Genomic DNA, 18,858 nt, shown 5'->3' with positions numbered 1-18,858 from the left:
GAGTACCCAAAATGTCGTCAATTGCGAAAGCCATCACTGCGCTTGGCCGGTTTCCTGGTGCCCATGCGGCCATGAATAGTCAGGGGTTGTCTCCGCTGACCAAGGCCGTGCTGGAACGGGCTGCGGTAGGTATCTCTGGCACTCAGGACTTCGCGGGACTGCGCCTGGACGACGGGATCGTCTCCAGGGTCCAAGAGGAGTCCCTGATCGGCCAGATGAACCTCCGACCGGCAATCGCGAACTTCCGCGTCGCCACGGTCCTCCAGGACCCGATCAGCTACTGGCTCGGGGAACAGAAGCTCAAGCCGGTCAGCAAGTGGCTGATTGGCAGCACGGCACTTCCGCCGAAGAAGATCATCACGATGGCAGTGTTCTCGCGGGACCTATTCAAGGTCGGCGGCGCAGACGGTTCTGGTGCTGCGAACAATCCGCGGTATCTGGAGACTCTGGAGCAAGCTGTCGAGGATGCGATGGTCAGGTCCATCACGAAGTCGGTCGACGCGGCCCTTGTCGCCATCCCTTCGATGGCAGACGCTCCGTTGTCGATCCTGGACGGCCTGACGATCTCGACGGCCACGCTTCCAGCGGGTCTGGCTGTCGCGGCTCAGGTCGTCTCTGCCGCAGGGCCTGTTTCCCTGTTGATGGGCTACACGGCGGGCCTTCAGTTCGCGGCCATGTATCCAGGGCAGAGCGTCTTCCAGTCCGTGGTCGTCAGCCCTGCGGTCGAGTCCAACCTGGTCATCGCGTACTGCGCCTCTGCCATCGCGGCAACGGTTCTGACCGTGGATCTCGCGAACTCAGAGGAAGGCATGGTCGAGATGTCTGACAGCCCGGAGACCGACACCATCTCCGCGGTCAGTCTGTGGCAGTTGAATCTGTTCTCTGTCCGAGCGGAATCCTTCCTCGCCTGGAGCAAATGCCTCCCCTCCGCGGTGGCCGCTTTCCGGGTGTCCTGACATGGACGGGACAGATGCGGACAAGGCACTGGTCCATGGCGCGGTCCAGGTCCTGATCGACTGGGCCAAGACCGCTGATCCTTCCGCCCCGCTGGGTGGGGTCATGGTCGCCAGGATCAACGAGGTCCAGGCCCTGATGTACGAGCCCTCCGCGGACGAGGCCGTGGTCTGCCTGGACGACCAGAACAACTTCCTCGTGAAGCGCCTGCAGATCGTCAACCTCGTAGCCGCGGACTGCCAGGTGCAAGGGGTCTCAGAGGGAAGGACTCTTCAGTGACCCGCCAGAGGCGGAAGACTGGTCGTCAGTCTGGGCGTCCCTTCGGCTCGTCGGACAGGGACGCAGACCTGACCAACGCAGAGATTGCTCAGGCCATCGGTGTCAGCCGTTCCGCGGTCGGGCAGACAGTGAACGCTGCTCTTCGGAAGTGCCGGGAGTTGCTCCAGGAGCGAGGACTCCAGAAGGTGGACGACCTGCTGTGATGTACATGTGATGTACATCACAACAAGGGAGAACAGGAAGGGGAACGGACTCTAGTCCGGGGGAACGGCGTAGGCCATCGCCCTCGCCGTAGTTCAATGGATAGAACGGCCGCCTCCTAAGCGGCAAATACAGGTTCGATTCCTGTCGGCGGGACCAGGCGACTGACGCCCCGCGGCGCTCAGTGCGCCGACCCGGACAGCATCTGCCCGCCGAGCCATCCCGGCCAGCGACGCTGCAGCCGCGCGACCCAACCGGCACCTGCCGGTCGCAGCGGCGGACGCACGACAAGCCGCGCCGGCGCCAGCGCCTGCACCAGCACCCGCTCGTCGCCGGCCAGCACATGTGATTGCCCGGCTTCGAGCACGACGTCGACCGGGTCGCGGTCCTGGGTGATCCAGAGGCTGCCTTCGCGGCAGTCGATGCGCAGGCCCGAGCGGCCCGCCAGCGCCAGCAACTGGCCCTTGCGCAAAGTGGCGGCGCTGGCTTCGCGGGTGATCTGGGGATGAAGGCTCATGATGGCTCCTTGCATGCACTGAAGGAATTCTTTCCGTTGCTTGCCCGGTCCCGGGAACGGCTCGACTCCATGCGCTAATCTTCGATGCCAAGCGGATCGGCTTCAAACGATCGTTTCGCATGATTTGCATGCGCCACGAGAATGCATGAGAGCATCGACCCATGAACCGCAACCTGCCCTCGCTGGACCTCGTGCGCGGCTTCGAGGCCGCCGCGCGCCACTTGAGCTTCACCAAGGCGGCGGCCGAGCTGTTCCTGACGCAGTCGGCCGTCAGCCGCCAGGTGCAGGCGCTCGAGGAACAACTGGGCACGCCGCTGTTCGAACGCCGCCACCGCGCGATCCGGCTCACGGCCGCTGGCCAGGAGCTGTTCCGCGCGGCATCGGAGGCGCTGCGGGTGCTCGGCGACAGCGCCGCGCGGATCCGCGAGCGCAGCGCGGCGCGCTCGGTCACGGTCTCATGCAGCATCGGTTTCGCCTCGCTGTGGCTGGTGCCGCGGCTGATGGACTTTCGCGAGCAGCACCCGGACATCGACCTGCGCATCGATGCCAACAACCGCCTGCTCGACCTCGAGCGCGACCGGGTCGAGGCCGCGGTGCGCTACTGCCCGCCCGAGCTGGCACCACCGGGTGCGACCAGGCTCTTCGGCGAGCAGGTGATCCCGGTCTGCAGCCCGGCGCTGCTGGACCGGCCGGAACGTCCGCTGCGGGTGCCGGCCGACCTGCGCCACCAGGTGTTGCTGCAGTACGAGGCGGCGGAAACGGTGTGGCCGACCGGGTCCTGGCGCGTCTGGCTCGAGGTGATGCAGCAGCACGAGCTGCGACCGGCCGGCATCCTGGAGTTCAACCAGTACGACCAGCTCATCCACGCAGCCGTCGAGGGCCAGGGCGTGGCGCTCGGCGTGAGCCCGCTGGTGCAGCGCCATATCCGCCAAGGCCGGCTGGTGGCGCTGTTCGACCAGCCCGGGCAGCACGACCAGCGCTTCTCCTCGCCGCGTGGCTACTACCTGCTGCTGGGCCGCTTCGGCGCCGACCGACCCGAGGTCAAGGCCTTTGCCGACTGGCTGCTGCGCACCGCCGAGCGCGAGTCGGCGCAGCAGGGCTGAGGGCCGGCATTTCAGCGCGAACGCATGGCCCGCGACAGCAGCAGCACCGGCGCGAGCCCGACCACGACGATGGCGATCGACGGCAACGCCGCCTCGGCCAGCCGCTCGTCGCGCGCCAGGTTGTAGGCCACCACCGCCAGCGTGTCGCTGTTGAAGGGCCGCAGCATCAGCGTGGCCGGCAGCTCCTTCATGACGTCGACGAATACCAGCAGGCCGGCGGCCAGCGCGGAGCGCCGCAGCAGCGGCAGGTGGACGCCGGCAAACAGCCGGCCGGGGCCGGCGCCGAGCAGGCGTGCGCTGTCGTCGAAGCTGGCCGGGATGCGCGTGTAGCCGGCCTCGACCGATTGCAGCGCCACCGCGCTGAAGCGCACCAGGTAGGCGTAGACGAGGCCGAAGGCGGTGCCGGTGAAGAGCGCGGTCAGCAACGCCGCACCGGGCGCGCCGGCCTGCTGGAACCAACCGACCGGCAGCAGCAGGCCGACCGCGATCACCGCACCCGGCACCGCGTAGCCGAGCGAGACCACCCGCGCGAGCCAGCCGGCGGCGGCCGCGCGGCGGTCGTGGCGCGGCTGGCGCAGCACGCTGCCGAGCAGCAGCGCCAGTGCCACCGCGAGCACGGCCGCGATCGTGGCCAGACGCAGGCTGGTCCAGGCCCAGCCGATGAAGCGATCCCACGGCAGCCCGCCCAGGCCCTCCGGCCCGCCGTGCGCGGCCTCGATCAGCACCGCGCGCAGCAGGATGCCGACCGGCAGCACGAAGCCGAGCAGCACCGGCAGCGCGCACAGCGCCAGCGCGCCGGCCGCGGCGGCGCCGTGCAGCGGCACCAGGCTGCCCTCGCGCGACGGCGCGACTTGACCGCCACGCCCGGCCTCGGTGGGCGCGACGCGTCCGCCGCCGCGGGTGCCCGAGAAACGCAGCCGCGTCTGCGCACGCCGTTCGGCCGCCAGCAGCACGCCGACCACCAGCAGCAGCACGGTGGCGAGCTGGGCCGCCGCGATGCGATCGTCGGCCACCAGCCAGGCCTTGTAGATGCCGGTCGTGAAGGTGCTCAGACCGAAGAAGGAGCCGACGCCGTAGTCGGCCAGCGTTTCCATCATCGCCAGCGCGACGCCGGCGGCGATGGCCGGTCGCGCCAGCGGCAGCGCCACCTCGCGAATCCGGCGCGCGAGCGGCGCACCGAGCATGCGCGCGGCCTCCATCAGATGCACGCCGCGCTCGGCGAGCGCCGCGCGCGTCAGCAGGTAGACGTAGGGATAGAGCGCCAGCGTGAACAGCAGCACCGCGCCCGGCAGGCTGCGCACGTCGGGCCAGAGCGGCCCCTTGAAACCGAACGCGGCGCGCAGCCCACCCTGCAGCGGCCCGCTGTACTGCAGGAAGTCGGTCATCGCGTAGGCCAGCACATAGGCCGGCATCGCCAGCGGCAGCAGCAGGGCCCATTCGAAGTGGCGCCGCCCCGGAAACTCGAACAGCGCCACCGCCGCCGCCGTGGCGCCGCCGAGCAGCGCCACACCGAGGGCCACGCCCAGCACCAGCAGCATCGAGTTCAGCGCGTAGCCCGGCAGCACGGTCGACACCAGGTGCTGCAGCAACTCCCAGCTGCTGGCCTGCGGGCTCAGCCAGGCCAGGCCGATCGCCAGCACCGGCAGCGCCAGCAGCGCGCACAGCGCCATCGCCAGCAGGCGCAGGTCGAGGTGGCGCAGCATCTCAGGTGCGACCGCGCAGGCAGACGAGCGGCGGTAACACGCGATGCTGAATGCGAACGAGTTTCATTGGTAACACGACCGGTATCATAGAGGCGTGTTTCTAGAGATCGACCAAGCCACCGTCTGCTACCCCGCCGCACACGCGGCCGAGCGCACGGCTGCGGTCGAGGCGGTCAGCTTCGGACTTGCCGCCGGCGAGATCGGCGTGCTGATCGGCCCCTCGGGCTGCGGCAAGACGACGCTGCTGCGCGCGGTGGCCGGCCTCGAGCCGCTGCACTCGGGCCGCATCAGCCTGGCCGGCCAGCTGCTGTCCGAAGGCGGCGGCGCGCATGTGTCACCCGAACGGCGTCGGGTCGGCATGGTGTTCCAGGACTACGCGCTGTTCCCGCACCTGAGCGTGGCGCAGAACGTGGGCTTCGGCCTGGCCGGCGAGTCGCGCTCGGCGCGCGCGGCGCGGGTCGCCGAGCTGCTCGACCTGGTCGGCCTCGGCCACACCGCGACACGGGCACCGCACCAGCTCTCGGGCGGCCAGCAGCAGCGGGTCGCGCTGGCGCGGGCGCTGGCGGCCCGGCCGGCGCTGCTGCTGCTCGACGAGCCCTTCTCCAGCCTCGACGTCGACCTGCGCGAGCGGCTGGCGCAGGAACTGCGCGCGATCCTCAAGCGCACCGGCACCACCGCCCTGTTCGTCACCCACGACCAGCTCGAGGCCTTTGCGCTGGGCGACCGCATCGGCGTGATGCATCGCGGCCGGCTCGAGCAATGGGACGAGCCCTACGCGCTCTACCACCGGCCGGCGACGCGCTTCGTGGCCGACTTCATCGGCCACGGCGTGTTCGCGCCGGCCGAACTGGTCCAGGGCCCGGCCGGCCTGCGCGTGCGCACGCCGCTCGGCGACTTCGCCGATCGCAGCGGCACACCGGCGGCGCCGGCGAGCGGCGGCGCCGGGCTCGAGGTGTTGCTGCGCGCCGACGACATCGTCCACGACGACGCCTCGCCGCTGAAGGCCTGCATCGAGCGCAAGGCCTTTCGCGGCTCGGAGTTTCTCTACACGCTGCGCCTGGCCAGCGGCGAGCAGCTGCTGGCCCACGTGCCGAGCCACCACGACCACCAGATCGGCGAGTGGATCGGCATCCGGGCCGAGATCGAGCATGTCGTGACCTTTGCGCGCGCCGGCTGAGAGGCCGCGCCCGGCTGTCCGCCGCTGGCCGCCGCCGGTCGGCATTTGGAGAGATCACCCGGTAGCAATGCCCGGCCCGCCACGCAACTTTGGGGTGGCTCCCGGCACCAAGAGCAGGCGCGGTCCTATACTGGAACCGCAAAGCTTGAAGGCACAGTCATGGGCGTGAAATTGAAAGTCGGCGGTTGGGTTGCTCTGGGGGCCATCGCAGGCGCGCTGGCCACGATGCAACTCCAGGCCATTGCCCGCAATCCGTCGGCACCGTTGCCGCTCGAGGAATTACAGCAGCTCGCCTCGGTCTTCGACATCGTCAAGAAAGACTATGTCGAGCCGGTCGACGAGAAGAAGCTGATCACCGACGCCATCGGCGGCATGGTGGCCGGCCTCGATCCGCACAGCCAGTACTTCGACAAGAAGAGCTTCAAGGAATTCCGCGAAGGCACCAGCGGCAAGTTCGTCGGCGTCGGCATCGAGATCGGCATGGAAGACGGCCTGGTCAAGGTGGTCTCGCCGATCGAGGGCTCGCCCGCCTTCCGCGCCGGCATCAAGAGCGGCGACCTGATCACCAAGATCGACGACACCTTCGTCAAGGGCCTGGGCATGGACCAGGCCGTCAAGCGCATGCGTGGCGAGCCCAACACCAAGGTCACGCTGCAGGTGTTCCGTAAGAGCGAGAACCGCAGCTTCCCGGTGACGATCACGCGTGAGGAGATTCGCGTCCAGAGCGTGCGCGCCAAACTGCTCGAGCCCGGCTATGCGTGGGTCCGCCTGACCCAGTTCCAGGACCGCACGGTCGAGGACTTCGCCGCCAAGCTGGGCGAGCTGTACAAGCAGGATCCCAACATCAAGGGCATCGTGCTCGACCTGCGCAACGACCCGGGCGGCCTGCTCGAGGGTGCGGTCGCGGTGTCGGCCGCCTTCCTGCCGCGCGACACGGTGGTGGTCAGCACCAACGGCCAGATCGCCGAATCCAAGGCCACCTTCAAGGCCAACCCGGAGTCCTACGCCCGCCGCGGCAGCGATCCGCTCAAGCGGCTGCCCGAGGCGCTCAAGAACGTGCCGCTGGTGGTGCTGGTCAACGAAGGCTCGGCCTCGGCCAGCGAGATCGTCGCCGGCGCGCTGCAGGATCACAAGCGCGCCACCGTCATGGGTTCGCAGACCTTCGGCAAGGGCTCGGTGCAGACGGTGCGTCAGCTCTCGCCCGACACCGCGCTGAAGATCACCACCGCGCGCTACTACACGCCGAGCGGCCGCTCGATCCAGGCCCAGGGCATCGTTCCCGACGTCTGGCTCGACGAGACCGCCGATGGCAATGTGTTTGCGGCGCTGCGTCCGCGCGAGGCCGACCTCGACAAGCACATCACCGGTGGCAGCGCCGAGGACCAGGCCAAGATCGCCGCGCGCGAGAAGGCTCGCGAAGACGCGATCAAGAAGATCGAGGAAGAGCAGGCCAAGAACGGCAACAAGGCGCCCAAGCCGCTGCCGGAGTTCGGTTCGGCCGAGGACTTCCCGCTGCAGCAGGCGCTCAACCAGCTCAAGGGCAAGACCGTGCTCGCCTCGAAGACCCAGACCGAACGCAAGGCCGACGAGTCCAAGCTCAACTGAAGCGCTCGACGGCCTGCGCCAAGAAGGGCCCCGCGCGGGCCCTTTTTCTTGAGCACCCAGCGCTTCATCACGACACCGATGCCCGAACTCGACGACGACGCCCTGCTGCGCTACGGCCGCCACATCCTGCTCGACGAGTTCGGGATCGAGGGCCAGGAGCGGCTGGCTGCGTCGCATGCACTGGTGATCGGCGCCGGTGGCCTCGGCTCACCGGCGCTGCTCTACCTGGCTGCGGCCGGGGTCGGCACGATCACTCTGGCCGACCCGGACCGGGTCGATCTGAGCAACCTGCAGCGCCAGGTCGCGCACGACACCGGCAGCGTCGGCCAACTGAAGGTCGAGTCGGCCGCGGCCCGCATGCGCGCGATCAACCCGCTGGTGCGCGTCAACGCCGTGGCCGAGCGAGTGTCCGGCAGCCGTCTCGACGCGCTGGTGCGCGCCGCCGACGTGGTGCTCGACTGCAGCGACAACTTCGCGACCCGGCATGCCGTCAACCGCGCCTGCGTCGCGCACGCGCGGCCGCTGGTGTCGGGCGCCGCGATCCGCTTCGACGGCCAACTGATGGTGATCGACACCCGCGAGCGCGACGATCCGGCCCGCCCCGGGCGCGCCGCCAACCCCTGCTACGCCTGCGTGTTTCCCGAGGACGCCGCCTACGAGGAGGTGGCCTGCGCCACGCTCGGGGTGTTCGCGCCGTTGGTCGGCATCATCGGCAGCCTGCAGGCGGCCGAGGCCCTCAAGCTGCTCGCCGGCGTCGGCGACGTCGCCACCGGCCGGCTCCAGATGTTCGATGCGCGCGGCCTGCAGTGGCGCGAATTCGGCATTGCACGTCGCGTCGACTGCAGCGTCTGCGGCACGCGCGGCACCGCCAAGGACTAAGCTCCCGATCCGATGAACGATTCCAAGCTTTCCTCACGCAACTTCCGCTCGGCCCGCCAGGAGGCGGCCAAGGCCGCCGCCGAGCAGCAGCAGCTCGGCGAGCCCTATGCCGGCCCCGACAGCAGCTACCGGCTGGCCTTCGCCGACAGCGAGTTCCTGCTCAGCGAGGACCTGCGCTCGATCCGCCTGCAGCTCGAGTACCTCAAGCCCGAGATGGTGCAGCGCGAGTTCGGCATCGACTCGACGATCGTGATCTTCGGCAGCGCGCGCATCCTGCCGCCCGATGCCGCGCGTGCCGTCTGCGATGCGGCGCGCACCACCGGCGACGAGGCCGCGATCAAGCGCGCCGAGATGCAACTGGCGATGTCGCATCACTACGAGCAGGCCCAACGCTTTGCCAACATGGTGACCAAGGCATCGCAGCGGCTCGACCACAACATCGTGGTCGTGACCGGCGGCGGCCCCGGCATCATGGAAGCCGGCAACCGTGGCGCGCTGGAGGCCGGCGGCCCGAGCGTGGGTCTGAACATCGTGCTGCCGCACGAGCAGGCGCCCAATCCGTACATCACGCCGGAGCTGTGCTTCCAGTTCCACTACTTCGCGATCCGCAAGATGCACTTCCTGATGCGCAGCATTGCGCTGGTGTGCTTCCCGGGCGGATTCGGCACGCTCGACGAGCTGTTCGAGGTGATGACGCTGCAGCAGACCGGCAAGGTGCGCAAGCGCCCGATCCTGCTGTTCGGACGCGAGTTCTGGACCAAGCTGATCAACTTCGAGCTGCTGGTCGGCACCGGCATGATCGGCGCCGACGACCTCAAGCTGTTCCACTTCGTCGAGAGCGCCGAGGAGGCCTGGGGCGTCATCGAACAGCACTACGGGCTGGTCCCGAACGAGCCCTCCGGCGCCGACAAGGGCCGCCTGGCCGAAGACATTTGAAGCCGCCGAGCCACTTCCATCCCTTCCCGATATCCGGCACCACGCCCTGTTTGCAATGAGCACGAATCCCGTTCCCACCGTCGCGCTGATCGGCGCCCCCACCGACATCGGCGCCGGCGCACGTGGCGCCTCGATGGGCCCCGAGGCGATGCGCGTGGCCGGCATCCAGCCGGCGCTCGAGGCGCATGGGCTGACGGTGGTCGATCGCGGCAACCTGATCGGGCCGGCCAACCCCTGGCAGCCGCCGACGGACGGCTACCGCCACCTGCCCGAGGTGACGGCCTGGAACCGTTCGGTGCACGAGGCGGTGTACGCCGAACTCGCGCAGGGCAACCTGCCGGTGCTGCTGGGCGGCGACCATTGCCTGGCGATCGGCTCGATCAGCGCGGTGGCGCGCCACTGCCGCGAGCAGGGCAAGAAGCTGCGCGTGCTGTGGCTCGACGCGCATGCCGACTTCAACACCAGCCAGCTCACGCCGAGCGGCAACATCCACGGCATGCCGGTCGCCTGCCTCAGCGGCCACGGCCCGCAGGAACTGATCGAGATCGGCGGCCATGTGCCGGCGATCAGCCCGAAGTGGGTGCGCCAGATTGGCATCCGCAGCGTCGACCCGGGCGAGAAGCGCTTCGTGCACCAGCAGGACCTCGAGGTCTTCGACATGCGCTTCATCGACGAGATGGGCATGCGCCACGCGATGGAGCTGGCGCTCGCCACGCTCGATGCCAACACCCATCTGCACGTCAGCTTCGACGTCGACTTCCTCGAGCCCGAGATCGCGCCCGGCGTCGGCACCACGGTCAACGGCGGCCCGACCTACCGCGAGGCGCAACTCTGCATGGAGATGATCGCCGACACCGGTCGCATGGCCTCGCTCGACCTGATGGAGCTGAACCCGGCCTACGACGTGAAGAACCGCACCGCGGTGGTCGCGCTCGACCTGATCGAGAGCCTGTTCGGCAAGAGCACGCTGATGCGCAAGGGCCACTAGCCGCGGGCGCTGCCACGCACGGCGCGGCGGGCATCGCCGCAGGATTGACGAGCCCAGGACCCGGATCGACACTGCGCGCCTCCTTCGGGAAGCAGCATGTCGGCCAAGCCGTGGACCTGGAACCAGCGCAGCCCGCGCCAGGCGCTCTGGGAGCGGGTGCGAACCATCGCCACCGAGGTCGGTGAGCCGATCGTCAAGCTGCTCGAGGTGCCCGGCGCCTTCGTGCCCGGCGCGCCGGCCGCGCTCAAGAGCGTGCGGGCCTTGTTCGGTGCCGACCTCGAGATCTCGGCGCTCGATTCGGCCGAGGTGCTGATGCCGCTCGACGGCGCGCCCGGTCCCTTCGCCAGCGCCGACGGCAGCGAGCCGGTGTTCATCGAGGGCGTGCGGCTTGCGCTGACCCTCGCCCACAACGGCCAGAGCGAGCAGCAGATCCTGCTTGAGCGTCTCGACCTGCACCTGATCGCGTTCAGCCCCGAGGCGCGCCCCGAGTACGAGGCCGGCCTGGCCGCCGACGCGGTGCATGGTGCCGGCCTCGTCGAGCCCTTGCGCTTCTTCGTCGAGCTCGAGGGCGAACGCGTGGGACGCGCGCGTCGCATGATGCGCGACTCCGAGGGCCGCAGCCGCCCGCTGCTGGCGGAGAGCGCCAACTTCCTCGACACCGACCCGGCCTCGCTGCTCGCGATCGGCCCGCGCGACGCGCCGCAGCCGCTGCGCATCACCGTCAGCGCCAACGCCGGCGGGCTCTACCGCTTCTGCCTGCGCGCCTTCTACCGCGTCGGCGCGCGCGAGCTGCGCCAGCACACCTCGCTGCCGGTGGCGATCTACAAGGAAGCCGAATGAACGCCGACGATGGCCTGCTGCCGCGACCGCCGCGTGACCCGCGACTGCAGGTCTACGTGGACAACGGCAAGCTGTGGTCCACGATGTTCGCGTTGGGCGGCGTCGGCCACGCCGGCAGCAGCCCGAATCCGCGCCCGATGACGCGCGTCGATCTCGGCGAGATGGCGGAGATCTCGCGTCGCGCCTACTCGCCGCTGCGCAACGAGATGCCCGACCTGAGCGTGTTCCCGATCTGGTCGCGCCAGCGCCGGCTGCCGCTGGAGCGCGGCGTGGCGGTGCCGGCCCGCCACCTCTGGTGGTTCGCCGAGGCCGGTGACACCGCGCTGCTGTCCGACCGCGAGACGCACCACTACACCGAGATCGGCACGATCGACCGCGACGCCGGGTGGATCAGCTTTGCCGACCCGTGGGCCGACGAGTTCTTTCTGCAGGCCGGCCGCAACACGCTGGGCATCGAGGCCCAGGGCACGCGCATCTCGCGCGGCGACTTCGAACGGGCTGCCGTCGGCATCAATCGCCTCGACCGCCTCTCGTTGTTCGAGGCCTACCTGCAGGCCTTCCCGGCCCAGGCCGACTCGGCCGAGTTCCTGTGCCGGCTCGGCCACGCGGTGCTCGACATCCCGAGCGATCGCCTGCTGCCGGTGGCGGCCGGGCATTTCGACCGCGCCCGCCGGCTCGCACGCGCGGCCGGAGAGGCCGAGGTGGCGGCAGACGCCGAGGCCCGCCTGTTCATGAGCGCGATGGCCGGTCACGCGGTCTACACCGCCGCCGGCCAGCAGCCGGTGGCCGAGGCGATGAAGGCGCTGCTGGCCGATCTGCAGCGCGAGCAATCGCCCGAGACGCTGGTGGCACGGCTGCGGCCGACCGAGCTGTGCCGGCTGGCCTTCTGCGTCGCCAACATCGGCCGCCACGATATGGCCGAGGCCGCCGCCAGCCGCGCGATCGAGGTCGATCCGGCCTTCGAGGACGGCTGGTGGCTGCGCGGGACCGCGCGCTTCAAGCAGGGCCGGGCCGCCGAGGCGCTCGAAGATGCCGACCGCTATCTCACGCTCAACGATGGCTCGCTGGCGGTGGCGCGCCTGCGTGACCAGCAGCGGCATCATCTGGACAGCATCGCCGGCTCGCAACTGGGGCAGGAGATCAGCGAGCGCGAGCAGCGCCGCACGATGGTGCTCGAACTGGCGGTCAGCGCCGCGGCCTACCTCAAGGACGCGCCGCGCGCGATCGGCTACCTGCGCCTGCTGCAGGCCCTGCACCCCGAGCGCGACGACGTGACGCAGCGCCTGCGGCTGCTGGGCGGCTGAGCGAGGTCTCGGCCCGTGCGGCGCCCGCCTCCAGTTCCTGCAGCATCCGCTGCAAGCGGTCGGCCAGCTTCTCGGTCGTGAGCTTCTCGCGCAGCCGCTCGACCATCAGCGGCAGGCTCATCGGGCTCGGCATCGGCAGCGCCACGTGCTCGATGCGCAGCGTCTGCATGCGCGCCAGCGTGGCGGCCAGGCGGCCGATCTCGAGCTCCTGGCTCAGCACCTCGGCGTCGGCCTGCGTCAGCAGCAGGTTGCCGGCGTCGTACTTGCGGAATACTTCGTAGAACAGGCTGCTCGAGGCCTGCAGCTGGCGCGTGCTTTTCGGTGCGCCGGGAAAGCCCGTGAACACCAGGCCGGCGACGCGCGCGATCTCGCGAAAGCGGCGTTGTGCCAGCTCGCCCGAATTGAGGCTCTGCAACACGTCGTCGAGCAGCCGCGAGGAATCGAACAACGAGTGGTCGAGCACCGCGCCCAGCTCGATCGGCAGCGCGCTCAGCAGTTCGAGCCCGTAGTCGTTGACCGCCAGGCTGAAGGTGTTGGGCTGGTGCTTCGACAGCCGCCACGCGAACAGCTGCGCCAGCCCGATGTGCACGTTGCGACCGCCAAAGGGATAGAGGCAGAGGTGATGGCCTTCGCGGGAGTCGCAGGTCTCCACGAGCAGCGTCCGTGGCGTCGGCAGCCGCGAGAGCTGCACCTGCGTCTGCAGCATCGGCCGCGCCGCCTGCAGCTCGGGCTCGCTCCAGACCGGATCGTCATCGCCCTGCGCCGCGCCCTGCAGCAGATCGAGCACGGCGCTCGCCATCTCGGTCGACAGCGGCATCTTGCCGCCGCCCCAGACCGGCACCGCGCCACGGTTGCGCGCTGCGCGCTTCACGTAGGCCGCCATCTCGCGCGTGCGCACGTACTCGAGCACGCGGCCGGCAAAGATGAAGCAGTCGCCGGGTTTCAGGCGCGCGATGAAGCCCTCATCGATCGAGCCGATCGTGCCGCCGGTGATCCACTTCACCTGCATCGAGGCATCGCTGACGATGGTGCCGACCGACATGCGATGCCGGCGCGCGATGCCGCGGTCGGGCACGCCGGCGCGCAGCACGCCGTCGGCATCGGCCTCGATGCGAACCCGGTGGTATTCGGGATAAGCGCCAAGGCTGGCGCCACCGCGCTCGACGAAGTCGAGCGCCCAGCGAAACTGTTCGAGCGTGAGATCGCGGTACGCATGAGCACGCCGGATCTCGTCGAGCAGCGCCGGTGCGTCGTGCCCGCCCTGCGCGCCGTCGCGCGGCAGCACCTCGAAGCCGCCACCGAGTGCGAGCGTCACCAGGTGCTGAACCAGCACGTCGAGCGGGCGCTGCGGCGTCTCGCGCCGCTCGATGCGACCGGCCTGCGCAGCACGGCGCGCGGCCGCGGCCTCGACCAGCTCCAGCGTGTTGGTCGGCACCAGCGTGATGCGACTCGGCCGCCCCGGCTGGTGGCCGCTGCGGCCGGCCCGTTGCAGCAGCCGCGCCACGCCCTTGGCCGAGCCGATCTGCAGCACGCGCTCGACCGGGAGGAAGTCCACGCCAAGGTCGAGCGAGGAGGTCGCGACCACCGCCTTCAGCTTGCCGGCCTTGAGCCCCGCCTCGACCCACTCACGCACCTCGTGGGCCAGCGAGCCGTGATGCAGCGCCACCAGCCCGGCCCAATCGGGCCGCGCGTTGATGATCAGCTGGTACCAGATCTCGGCCTGCGAGCGGGTGTTGGTGAACACCAGCGCGGTGCCCGAGGCCTCCAGCTCGGCCACCAGCGGTTCCAGCATCTGCGCGCCCAGGTGGCCGGCCCACGAGAAGCGACCCGGGTTGGCCGGCAGCAGCGTGTCGATCACGAGCGTCTTGTCGACATGGCCGCGCACCAGCGCGCCCTCGGCATGGCCGTGCAGCGTGCGCGCCGCCTCGTCCAGATTGCCGAGCGTGGCGCTCAGGCCCCAGACCAGCAGCGCCGGGTTCCAGGTGCGCAGCCGCGCCAGCGCGAGCTGCGCCTGCACGCCGCGCTTGTTGCCCATCAGCTCGTGCCACTCGTCGACGATCACCACGTCGAGCTGCGCCAGCTCTTCGCGTGCGTGTTCGCGCGAGAGCATCAGGCTCAGCGACTCGGGCGTGGTGACCAGCACCGTCGGCATGCGCCGGTCCTGGCGCGCGCGCTCGGCACTCGGCGTGTCGCCGGTGCGGATGCCGGCGGTCCAGTGCGGCGCCAGATCGGCCAGCGGCAGCGTGATCGCGCGCAAGGAGTCGGCGGCCAGCGCCCGCATCGGAGTGATCCAGAGCACTCGCAGCGGCGGTGCGCCCTGCTCTCGTTTCTTCTTCTCCACCAACACCCGCAGCAAGGCACCGAACCACACCGCGTAAGTCTTGCCCGAGCCGGTGCTCGCATGGAGCAGGCCGCTGCGCCCGGCCAGCATGTGCTGCCACGCCTCGACCTGGAACGCGGCCGGTTGCCAGCCCCGGGCCGAGAACCAGGCCCGCGCCGCTTGCAGCGGCGCGGCGTCGCTCGGCGAGGCGGTGGTCGAAGGATCGCGCACGAGCCTGAACTTATCAGGCCGTAGGATGCGAACGATGTACCAGCCCGCCCACTTCCGCCTCGACGACCCGACCATCCGGAACGCGCTGCTCAAGGCGCACCCGCTCGCCACCCTGGTGGTGGCCACGCCCGACGGTCTGGTCGCCAACCACCTGCCGCTGATGCTCGACGTGGAGCGCAACGTGCTGCGCGGCCATGTGGCGCGCGCCAACCCGCTATGGCAGAGCGCGATCCAGGGCAGCGCGCTGGCCGTGTTCCAGGGCCCGCAGGCCTACATCAGCCCCTCGGGCTACCCGAGCAAGCGCGAGCACGGCAAGGTCGTGCCGACCTGGAACTACGCGGTGGTGCATGTGCACGGCCCGCTGCGCTTCTTCGACGATGTGCAGCAACTGCACGCGCTGGTGAGCACGCTGACCAAGACCCACGAGGCAGCCCAGGCGCAGCCCTGGAAACCGAGCGACGCTCCGACCGACTTCATCGCCGCCAACCTGCGCGCGATCGTCGGCCTCGAACTCACGATCGAGCGCATCGACGCCAAGTGGAAGGTCAGCCAGAACCGCAACGAGGCCGACGCGCAGGGGGCGGCTGCGGCGTTGGAGGCGGGCGGGCATGCGGATTCGGCGGCGTTGATTCGAGCGCACCGGCCGGGCTGATGATCAACTCGTGCCGCTCATGGAGCGGCATCGTCGCCATGAACAAGCGTCTGGAACTCGACAACTAAGGCAGCCGCTCCAGCGCGCGCTGGTAGCGCGCGTCGCGCATCAGTTCGTCCCACGTGAGCGGCGCGCTCTGCGGCAGCAGGTCCAGGCGGCGCTGCTCGCTCATCGGATCGGCCTGCCACTGGCCGCGCTCGAGTGCGGCCTGCAAGCCGTCGAGCAGTTCGTCGACCGGCCGGCCGCCGTCGACCTTGCTCTGGTTGCACAGCAGCAGCAGGTCGCAGCCGGCGTTGAGCGCCTTGAGACCGCCATCGAGCGCGCTTCCGGCGATGCGGGCGCCTTCCATGCTGAGGTCGTCGCAGACGATCGCGCCGGCGTAGCCCATGCGGGTGCGCAGGATGTCCTTGAGCCAGCGGGCCGAGAAGCCGGCCGGCCACTCGTCGACCTTGGGGAAGGTCACGTGCGCGGGCATCACGCAGCTGATGCCGCTCGCGAGCCAGTCGTAGGGCTGGGCGTCCTCGGCCAGGATCTGCGTGAGGCTGCGCTCGTCGACCGCGCGCGCCACATGCGAGTCGGCCACCGCGTAGCCATGGGCCGGAAAGTGCTTCGCGCAGTTGGCCATGCCGGCCTGGCGCAGGCCGAGCATCAGGCTCTGGCCGAGCACGGTCACGACCCGCGGGTCGCGGTGGAAGGCGCGGTTGCCGACCACCTCGCTGCGGCCATGGTCGAGGTCGAGCACCGGCGTGTAGCTCAGCTCGATGCCGCAGGCGCGCAGCTCGGCGCCGAGCACATAGCCGGCCGAAGTGGCGGCATCGACCGCACGCATCGCGCCGGTGCCGGGGACGCCCTTCCTGCCATCGTCCATCCATAGTTCGCCGAGGCGGCGCATCGCCGGCAGGTGGGTGAAACCGTCGGTGCGAAAGCGCTGCACGCGGCCGCCCTCGTGGTCGATGGTGATCAGCAGGTCGGGCCGGATGCTCTTGAGCTCGGCGACGATGTCGGTGATCTGGCTGCGGCCGACCCAGTTGCGGGTGAAGAAGATCAGGCCGCCGGTGAGCGGGTGCGCGACACGGCGGCGGTCGTCGGCGTTGAGTTCGGTGCCGGCGATGTCGAGGATGACGGGGGCGTGCAGGCTCATGGTGTTGTCAGCGTCTCGACCACCACAAAGGCGGCCGCGTAGTCGGATTCGTCGGTGATGGTCGCGTGGGCACGCAGGCCGCGTGCCTCGAACCAGTCGCTCAGCGCGCCATGCAGGCGGATCTGCGGCTGGCCGCTGGCCGCGTTGAGCAGTTCGCAGGCGCGCCAGCTCATCGGCATGCGCATGCCCAGGCCAATGGCCTTGGAAAAAGCTTCCTTGGCGGCGAAGCGGCTCGCCAGGTAGCGCAGGCCGCGCTCGGGCACCCGTGCTGAGCGGGCCTGCCAGACCTTGAGCTCGTTGGGGCCGAGCACCTTCTCGGCAAAGCGCGGACCCTTGCGTTCGAGCGTCGCGGCGATGCGTCGCACGTCGCAGAGATCGGTGCCGATGCCGTAGATCACGGCGACTCAGGTCTCGGCGTTGCGGATGCAACGCAGGTAGTCGCGCACCGTCTCGGCCAAGCCGAGTTCGAGCGCGTCGGCCACCAGCGCGTGGCCGATCGAGACTTCCTCGATGCCGGGCACGGCGCGCAGGAAGTCGGCCAGGTTGTCGCGATTGAGATCGTGGCCGGCGTTAAGGCGCAACCCGGCGCGCAGCGCGGCCTCGGCCGCTGCCGCGTAGCGTGCCAGCACCTCGGCCTGCTGCGTCGTGCCGTGGGCGCGCGCGTAGCCTTCGGTGTAGAGCTCGACGCGTTCGGCACCAAGCGCGCGCACCTGCGCCATGGCCTCGGGCAGCGGATCCATGAACAGGCTCACGCGCGCGCCGAGCGTGTGCACTTCATCGATCAGCGGCCGCAGGCGCTCGCTGTCGGCAGGCAGGTTCCAGCCATGGTCGGAGGTGCTCTGCTCGACGCTGTCGGGCACGAAGGTCAGCTGGTGCAGCGGCAGCCCGGCCGCGACCACCTCGCGCGCCAGCGGCAGCAGGTTGTGCAGCGGGTTGCCCTCGATGTTGAACTCGGCCTGCGGCCAGGCCTTGAGCAGGGCGCCGAGTTCGTGCACGTCATGCGGGCGGATGTGGCGCTCGTCCGGCCGCGGATGGACCGTGATGCCCTGCGCGCCGGCTTCGAGCGCGATGGTCGCCGCGCGCGTGACGCTCGGGATGCCGAGCGTGCGCGTGTTGCGCAGAAGGGCGATCTTGTTGAGGTTGACCGACAGCGCGGTGGTGCCGCCGTGGCGCGAGTCGAGGCCGGAGGAGACGAGCGGATTCATGGGCAATGTGGAAGCTTCAGCGCTCCTGCGCCTGCAACTCGAGCATCACCTGACGCGAGCGCAGCTGCGGCGTGCCCAGATGATAGTGAAGCACATTGCGCAGCATCGGCTTGAGGCCGGCACGGGCGTCGCCACACACCTGCTGCAGGCCCGCGACGGCGGCGGCCGAGACCGGCTCCGACAGCTCGTGCTGCAGGCGCTGCCAGACATCAGCCGGGATGGCCGACTCGCTGCCCTCGCCATCGGCCGCTTCATCGATGCCCGACTCGGCGCGCAGCACGTAGCGCCGTGCAACCTTCAACGGCGCCTGGGTCTGCGTCACCAGAGCCAGGTCGGGCAGCAGGCCGATCTCGCGCAGCAGCAGCAGTTCGAAGGCACGCAGCGCCGATTCGAGTCGGCCGTCGTCGCGGGCACCGAGCGCCGGCAGCGTCAGCGCATAGGCATCGAACAGCGCCGGGTGCGGATCGTGGCGCGCCAGCAGCTTCAGCAGCAGTTCGTTGAGATAGAAGCCGGCCAGCAGCGCCGCCTCGCGCGGCAGCGCGGCGCCACCGGCCCACTCGGCGCTGCGCAAGGGCAGCACCTCGCTGGCCTCGGGATCCTGCGCCGCGGCGGTACGCCGGCGCCCGAACACCACCTGCAGACGCTGGAACGGCAACAGCACGCCGCGCCATTGCGAACTCGGTCGCTTGGCGCCCTTGGCCGCCACCACGACGCGCCCCTCGTCGCGCGTGAAGAGGTCGAGGATCAGGCTCGACTCGCTCCAGTCGTAGCGATGCAGCACGTAGGCTGCATGGTGGGCCTGTTTCACTCAAGCCCCCAGGCG

The 18,858-nt window shown here is 69.9% G+C and carries 18 protein-coding genes and 1 tRNA gene; 12 read left to right on the top strand and 7 right to left on the bottom strand.

Going from position 1 to position 18,858, the window contains the following annotated elements:
* Positions 1 to 11: 11 nt before the first annotated feature.
* From EV670_RS15220 to EV670_RS15210, 3 genes are all read left to right on the top strand, one after another.
* Positions 12 to 956 carry a hypothetical protein gene (locus EV670_RS15220; RefSeq protein ID WP_130433593.1) on the top strand — a complete coding sequence of 315 codons (945 nt, stop codon included), beginning with the start codon at positions 12 to 14 and terminating at the stop codon, positions 954 to 956.
* Position 957: 1 nt separating this feature from the next.
* Positions 958 to 1,233: a hypothetical protein gene (locus EV670_RS15215; RefSeq protein WP_130433591.1), complete on the top strand. Its 276-nt coding sequence runs from the start codon at positions 958 to 960 to the stop codon at positions 1,231 to 1,233.
* 285 nt (positions 1,234 to 1,518) lie between these two features.
* Positions 1,519 to 1,593 (top strand) — tRNA-Arg (locus tag EV670_RS15210).
* Between the two features lie 22 nt (positions 1,594 to 1,615).
* Here the strand turns inward: EV670_RS15210 and EV670_RS15205 are convergent.
* Positions 1,616 to 1,951: a DUF2917 domain-containing protein gene (locus tag EV670_RS15205; protein WP_165393336.1), complete on the bottom strand. Its 336-nt coding sequence runs from the start codon at positions 1,949 to 1,951 to the stop codon at positions 1,616 to 1,618.
* Between the two features lie 161 nt (positions 1,952 to 2,112).
* Between EV670_RS15205 and EV670_RS15200 the strand changes: the two genes are divergently transcribed.
* Complete coding sequence (locus EV670_RS15200) at positions 2,113 to 3,054, top strand: LysR substrate-binding domain-containing protein (RefSeq protein ID WP_130433587.1); 942 nt, start codon at positions 2,113 to 2,115, stop codon at positions 3,052 to 3,054.
* An 11-nt stretch (positions 3,055 to 3,065) separates the two neighbouring features.
* On the opposite strand, the gene EV670_RS15195 is transcribed toward EV670_RS15200, so the two are convergent.
* Positions 3,066 to 4,757: an ABC transporter permease gene (locus tag EV670_RS15195; RefSeq protein ID WP_130433585.1), complete on the bottom strand. Its 1,692-nt coding sequence runs from the start codon at positions 4,755 to 4,757 to the stop codon at positions 3,066 to 3,068.
* A gap of 94 nt (positions 4,758 to 4,851) precedes the next feature.
* Here EV670_RS15195 and EV670_RS15190 point away from each other — a divergent pair, with 94 nt between their 5' ends.
* From EV670_RS15190 to EV670_RS15160, 7 genes are all read left to right on the top strand, one after another.
* Positions 4,852 to 5,934, top strand: a complete 1,083-nt coding sequence (locus EV670_RS15190) for an ABC transporter ATP-binding protein (protein WP_130433583.1) — start codon at positions 4,852 to 4,854, stop codon at positions 5,932 to 5,934.
* Between the two features lie 159 nt (positions 5,935 to 6,093).
* On the top strand, positions 6,094 to 7,539 hold the full coding sequence (locus EV670_RS15185) for a S41 family peptidase (protein ID WP_130433581.1): 1,446 nt from the start codon (positions 6,094 to 6,096) through the stop codon (positions 7,537 to 7,539).
* Between the two features lie 78 nt (positions 7,540 to 7,617).
* Positions 7,618 to 8,418, top strand: coding sequence for a HesA/MoeB/ThiF family protein (locus tag EV670_RS15180; RefSeq protein WP_130433837.1), 801 nt, complete (start codon positions 7,618 to 7,620; stop codon positions 8,416 to 8,418).
* Positions 8,419 to 8,430: 12 nt separating this feature from the next.
* Positions 8,431 to 9,354: an LOG family protein gene (locus EV670_RS15175; protein ID WP_130433579.1), complete on the top strand. Its 924-nt coding sequence runs from the start codon at positions 8,431 to 8,433 to the stop codon at positions 9,352 to 9,354.
* Positions 9,355 to 9,409: 55 nt separating this feature from the next.
* Complete coding sequence (gene rocF, locus EV670_RS15170; protein WP_130433577.1) at positions 9,410 to 10,342, top strand: arginase; 933 nt, start codon at positions 9,410 to 9,412, stop codon at positions 10,340 to 10,342.
* 96 nt (positions 10,343 to 10,438) lie between these two features.
* On the top strand, positions 10,439 to 11,182 hold the full coding sequence (locus EV670_RS15165) for a hypothetical protein (RefSeq protein WP_130433575.1): 744 nt from the start codon (positions 10,439 to 10,441) through the stop codon (positions 11,180 to 11,182).
* On the top strand, positions 11,179 to 12,486 hold the full coding sequence (locus EV670_RS15160) for a tetratricopeptide repeat protein (protein ID WP_130433573.1): 1,308 nt from the start codon (positions 11,179 to 11,181) through the stop codon (positions 12,484 to 12,486). Before EV670_RS15165 ends, EV670_RS15160 begins: the two co-directional genes overlap by 4 nt.
* Here the strand turns inward: EV670_RS15160 and EV670_RS15155 are convergent.
* On the bottom strand, positions 12,386 to 15,037 hold the full coding sequence (locus EV670_RS15155) for a ligase-associated DNA damage response DEXH box helicase (protein ID WP_242616991.1): 2,652 nt from the start codon (positions 15,035 to 15,037) through the stop codon (positions 12,386 to 12,388). The genes EV670_RS15160 and EV670_RS15155 overlap by 101 nt on opposite strands.
* Before the next feature lie 34 nt (positions 15,038 to 15,071).
* Between EV670_RS15155 and EV670_RS15150 the strand changes: the two genes are divergently transcribed.
* The gene (locus tag EV670_RS15150; protein WP_130433569.1) at positions 15,072 to 15,689 is read left to right on the top strand and encodes an FMN-binding negative transcriptional regulator; all 618 of its coding nucleotides are present in this window, start codon (positions 15,072 to 15,074) and stop codon (positions 15,687 to 15,689) included.
* A gap of 64 nt (positions 15,690 to 15,753) precedes the next feature.
* Here the strand turns inward: EV670_RS15150 and nagZ are convergent, their stop codons facing one another.
* From nagZ to recO, 4 genes are read right to left on the bottom strand one after another with little or no spacing between them, the layout of a single operon-like run.
* On the bottom strand, positions 15,754 to 16,830 hold the full coding sequence (nagZ, locus tag EV670_RS15145) for a beta-N-acetylhexosaminidase (protein ID WP_130433567.1): 1,077 nt from the start codon (positions 16,828 to 16,830) through the stop codon (positions 15,754 to 15,756).
* Entirely contained in the window at positions 16,827 to 17,228 is a 402-nt protein-coding gene (acpS, locus tag EV670_RS15140; protein WP_130433565.1) for a holo-ACP synthase, read from the bottom strand. The genes nagZ and acpS overlap by 4 nt, the downstream gene beginning before the upstream one ends.
* Positions 17,229 to 17,234: 6 nt before the next feature.
* Entirely contained in the window at positions 17,235 to 18,035 is an 801-nt protein-coding gene (locus tag EV670_RS15135) for a pyridoxine 5'-phosphate synthase (RefSeq protein ID WP_130433563.1), read from the bottom strand.
* Between the two features lie 16 nt (positions 18,036 to 18,051).
* Positions 18,052 to 18,843 carry a DNA repair protein RecO gene (recO, locus tag EV670_RS15130; RefSeq protein WP_130433561.1) on the bottom strand — a complete coding sequence of 264 codons (792 nt, stop codon included), beginning with the start codon at positions 18,841 to 18,843 and terminating at the stop codon, positions 18,052 to 18,054.
* Between the last annotated feature and the right edge of the window lie 15 nt (positions 18,844 to 18,858).

The organism is Rivibacter subsaxonicus, assembly GCF_004217215.1.
GTDB lineage: Bacteria > Pseudomonadota > Gammaproteobacteria > Burkholderiales > Burkholderiaceae_C > Rivibacter > Rivibacter subsaxonicus.
Note: the sequence above shows the minus strand (reverse complement) of the source record. Positions and strands in the feature narration are given on the sequence as shown.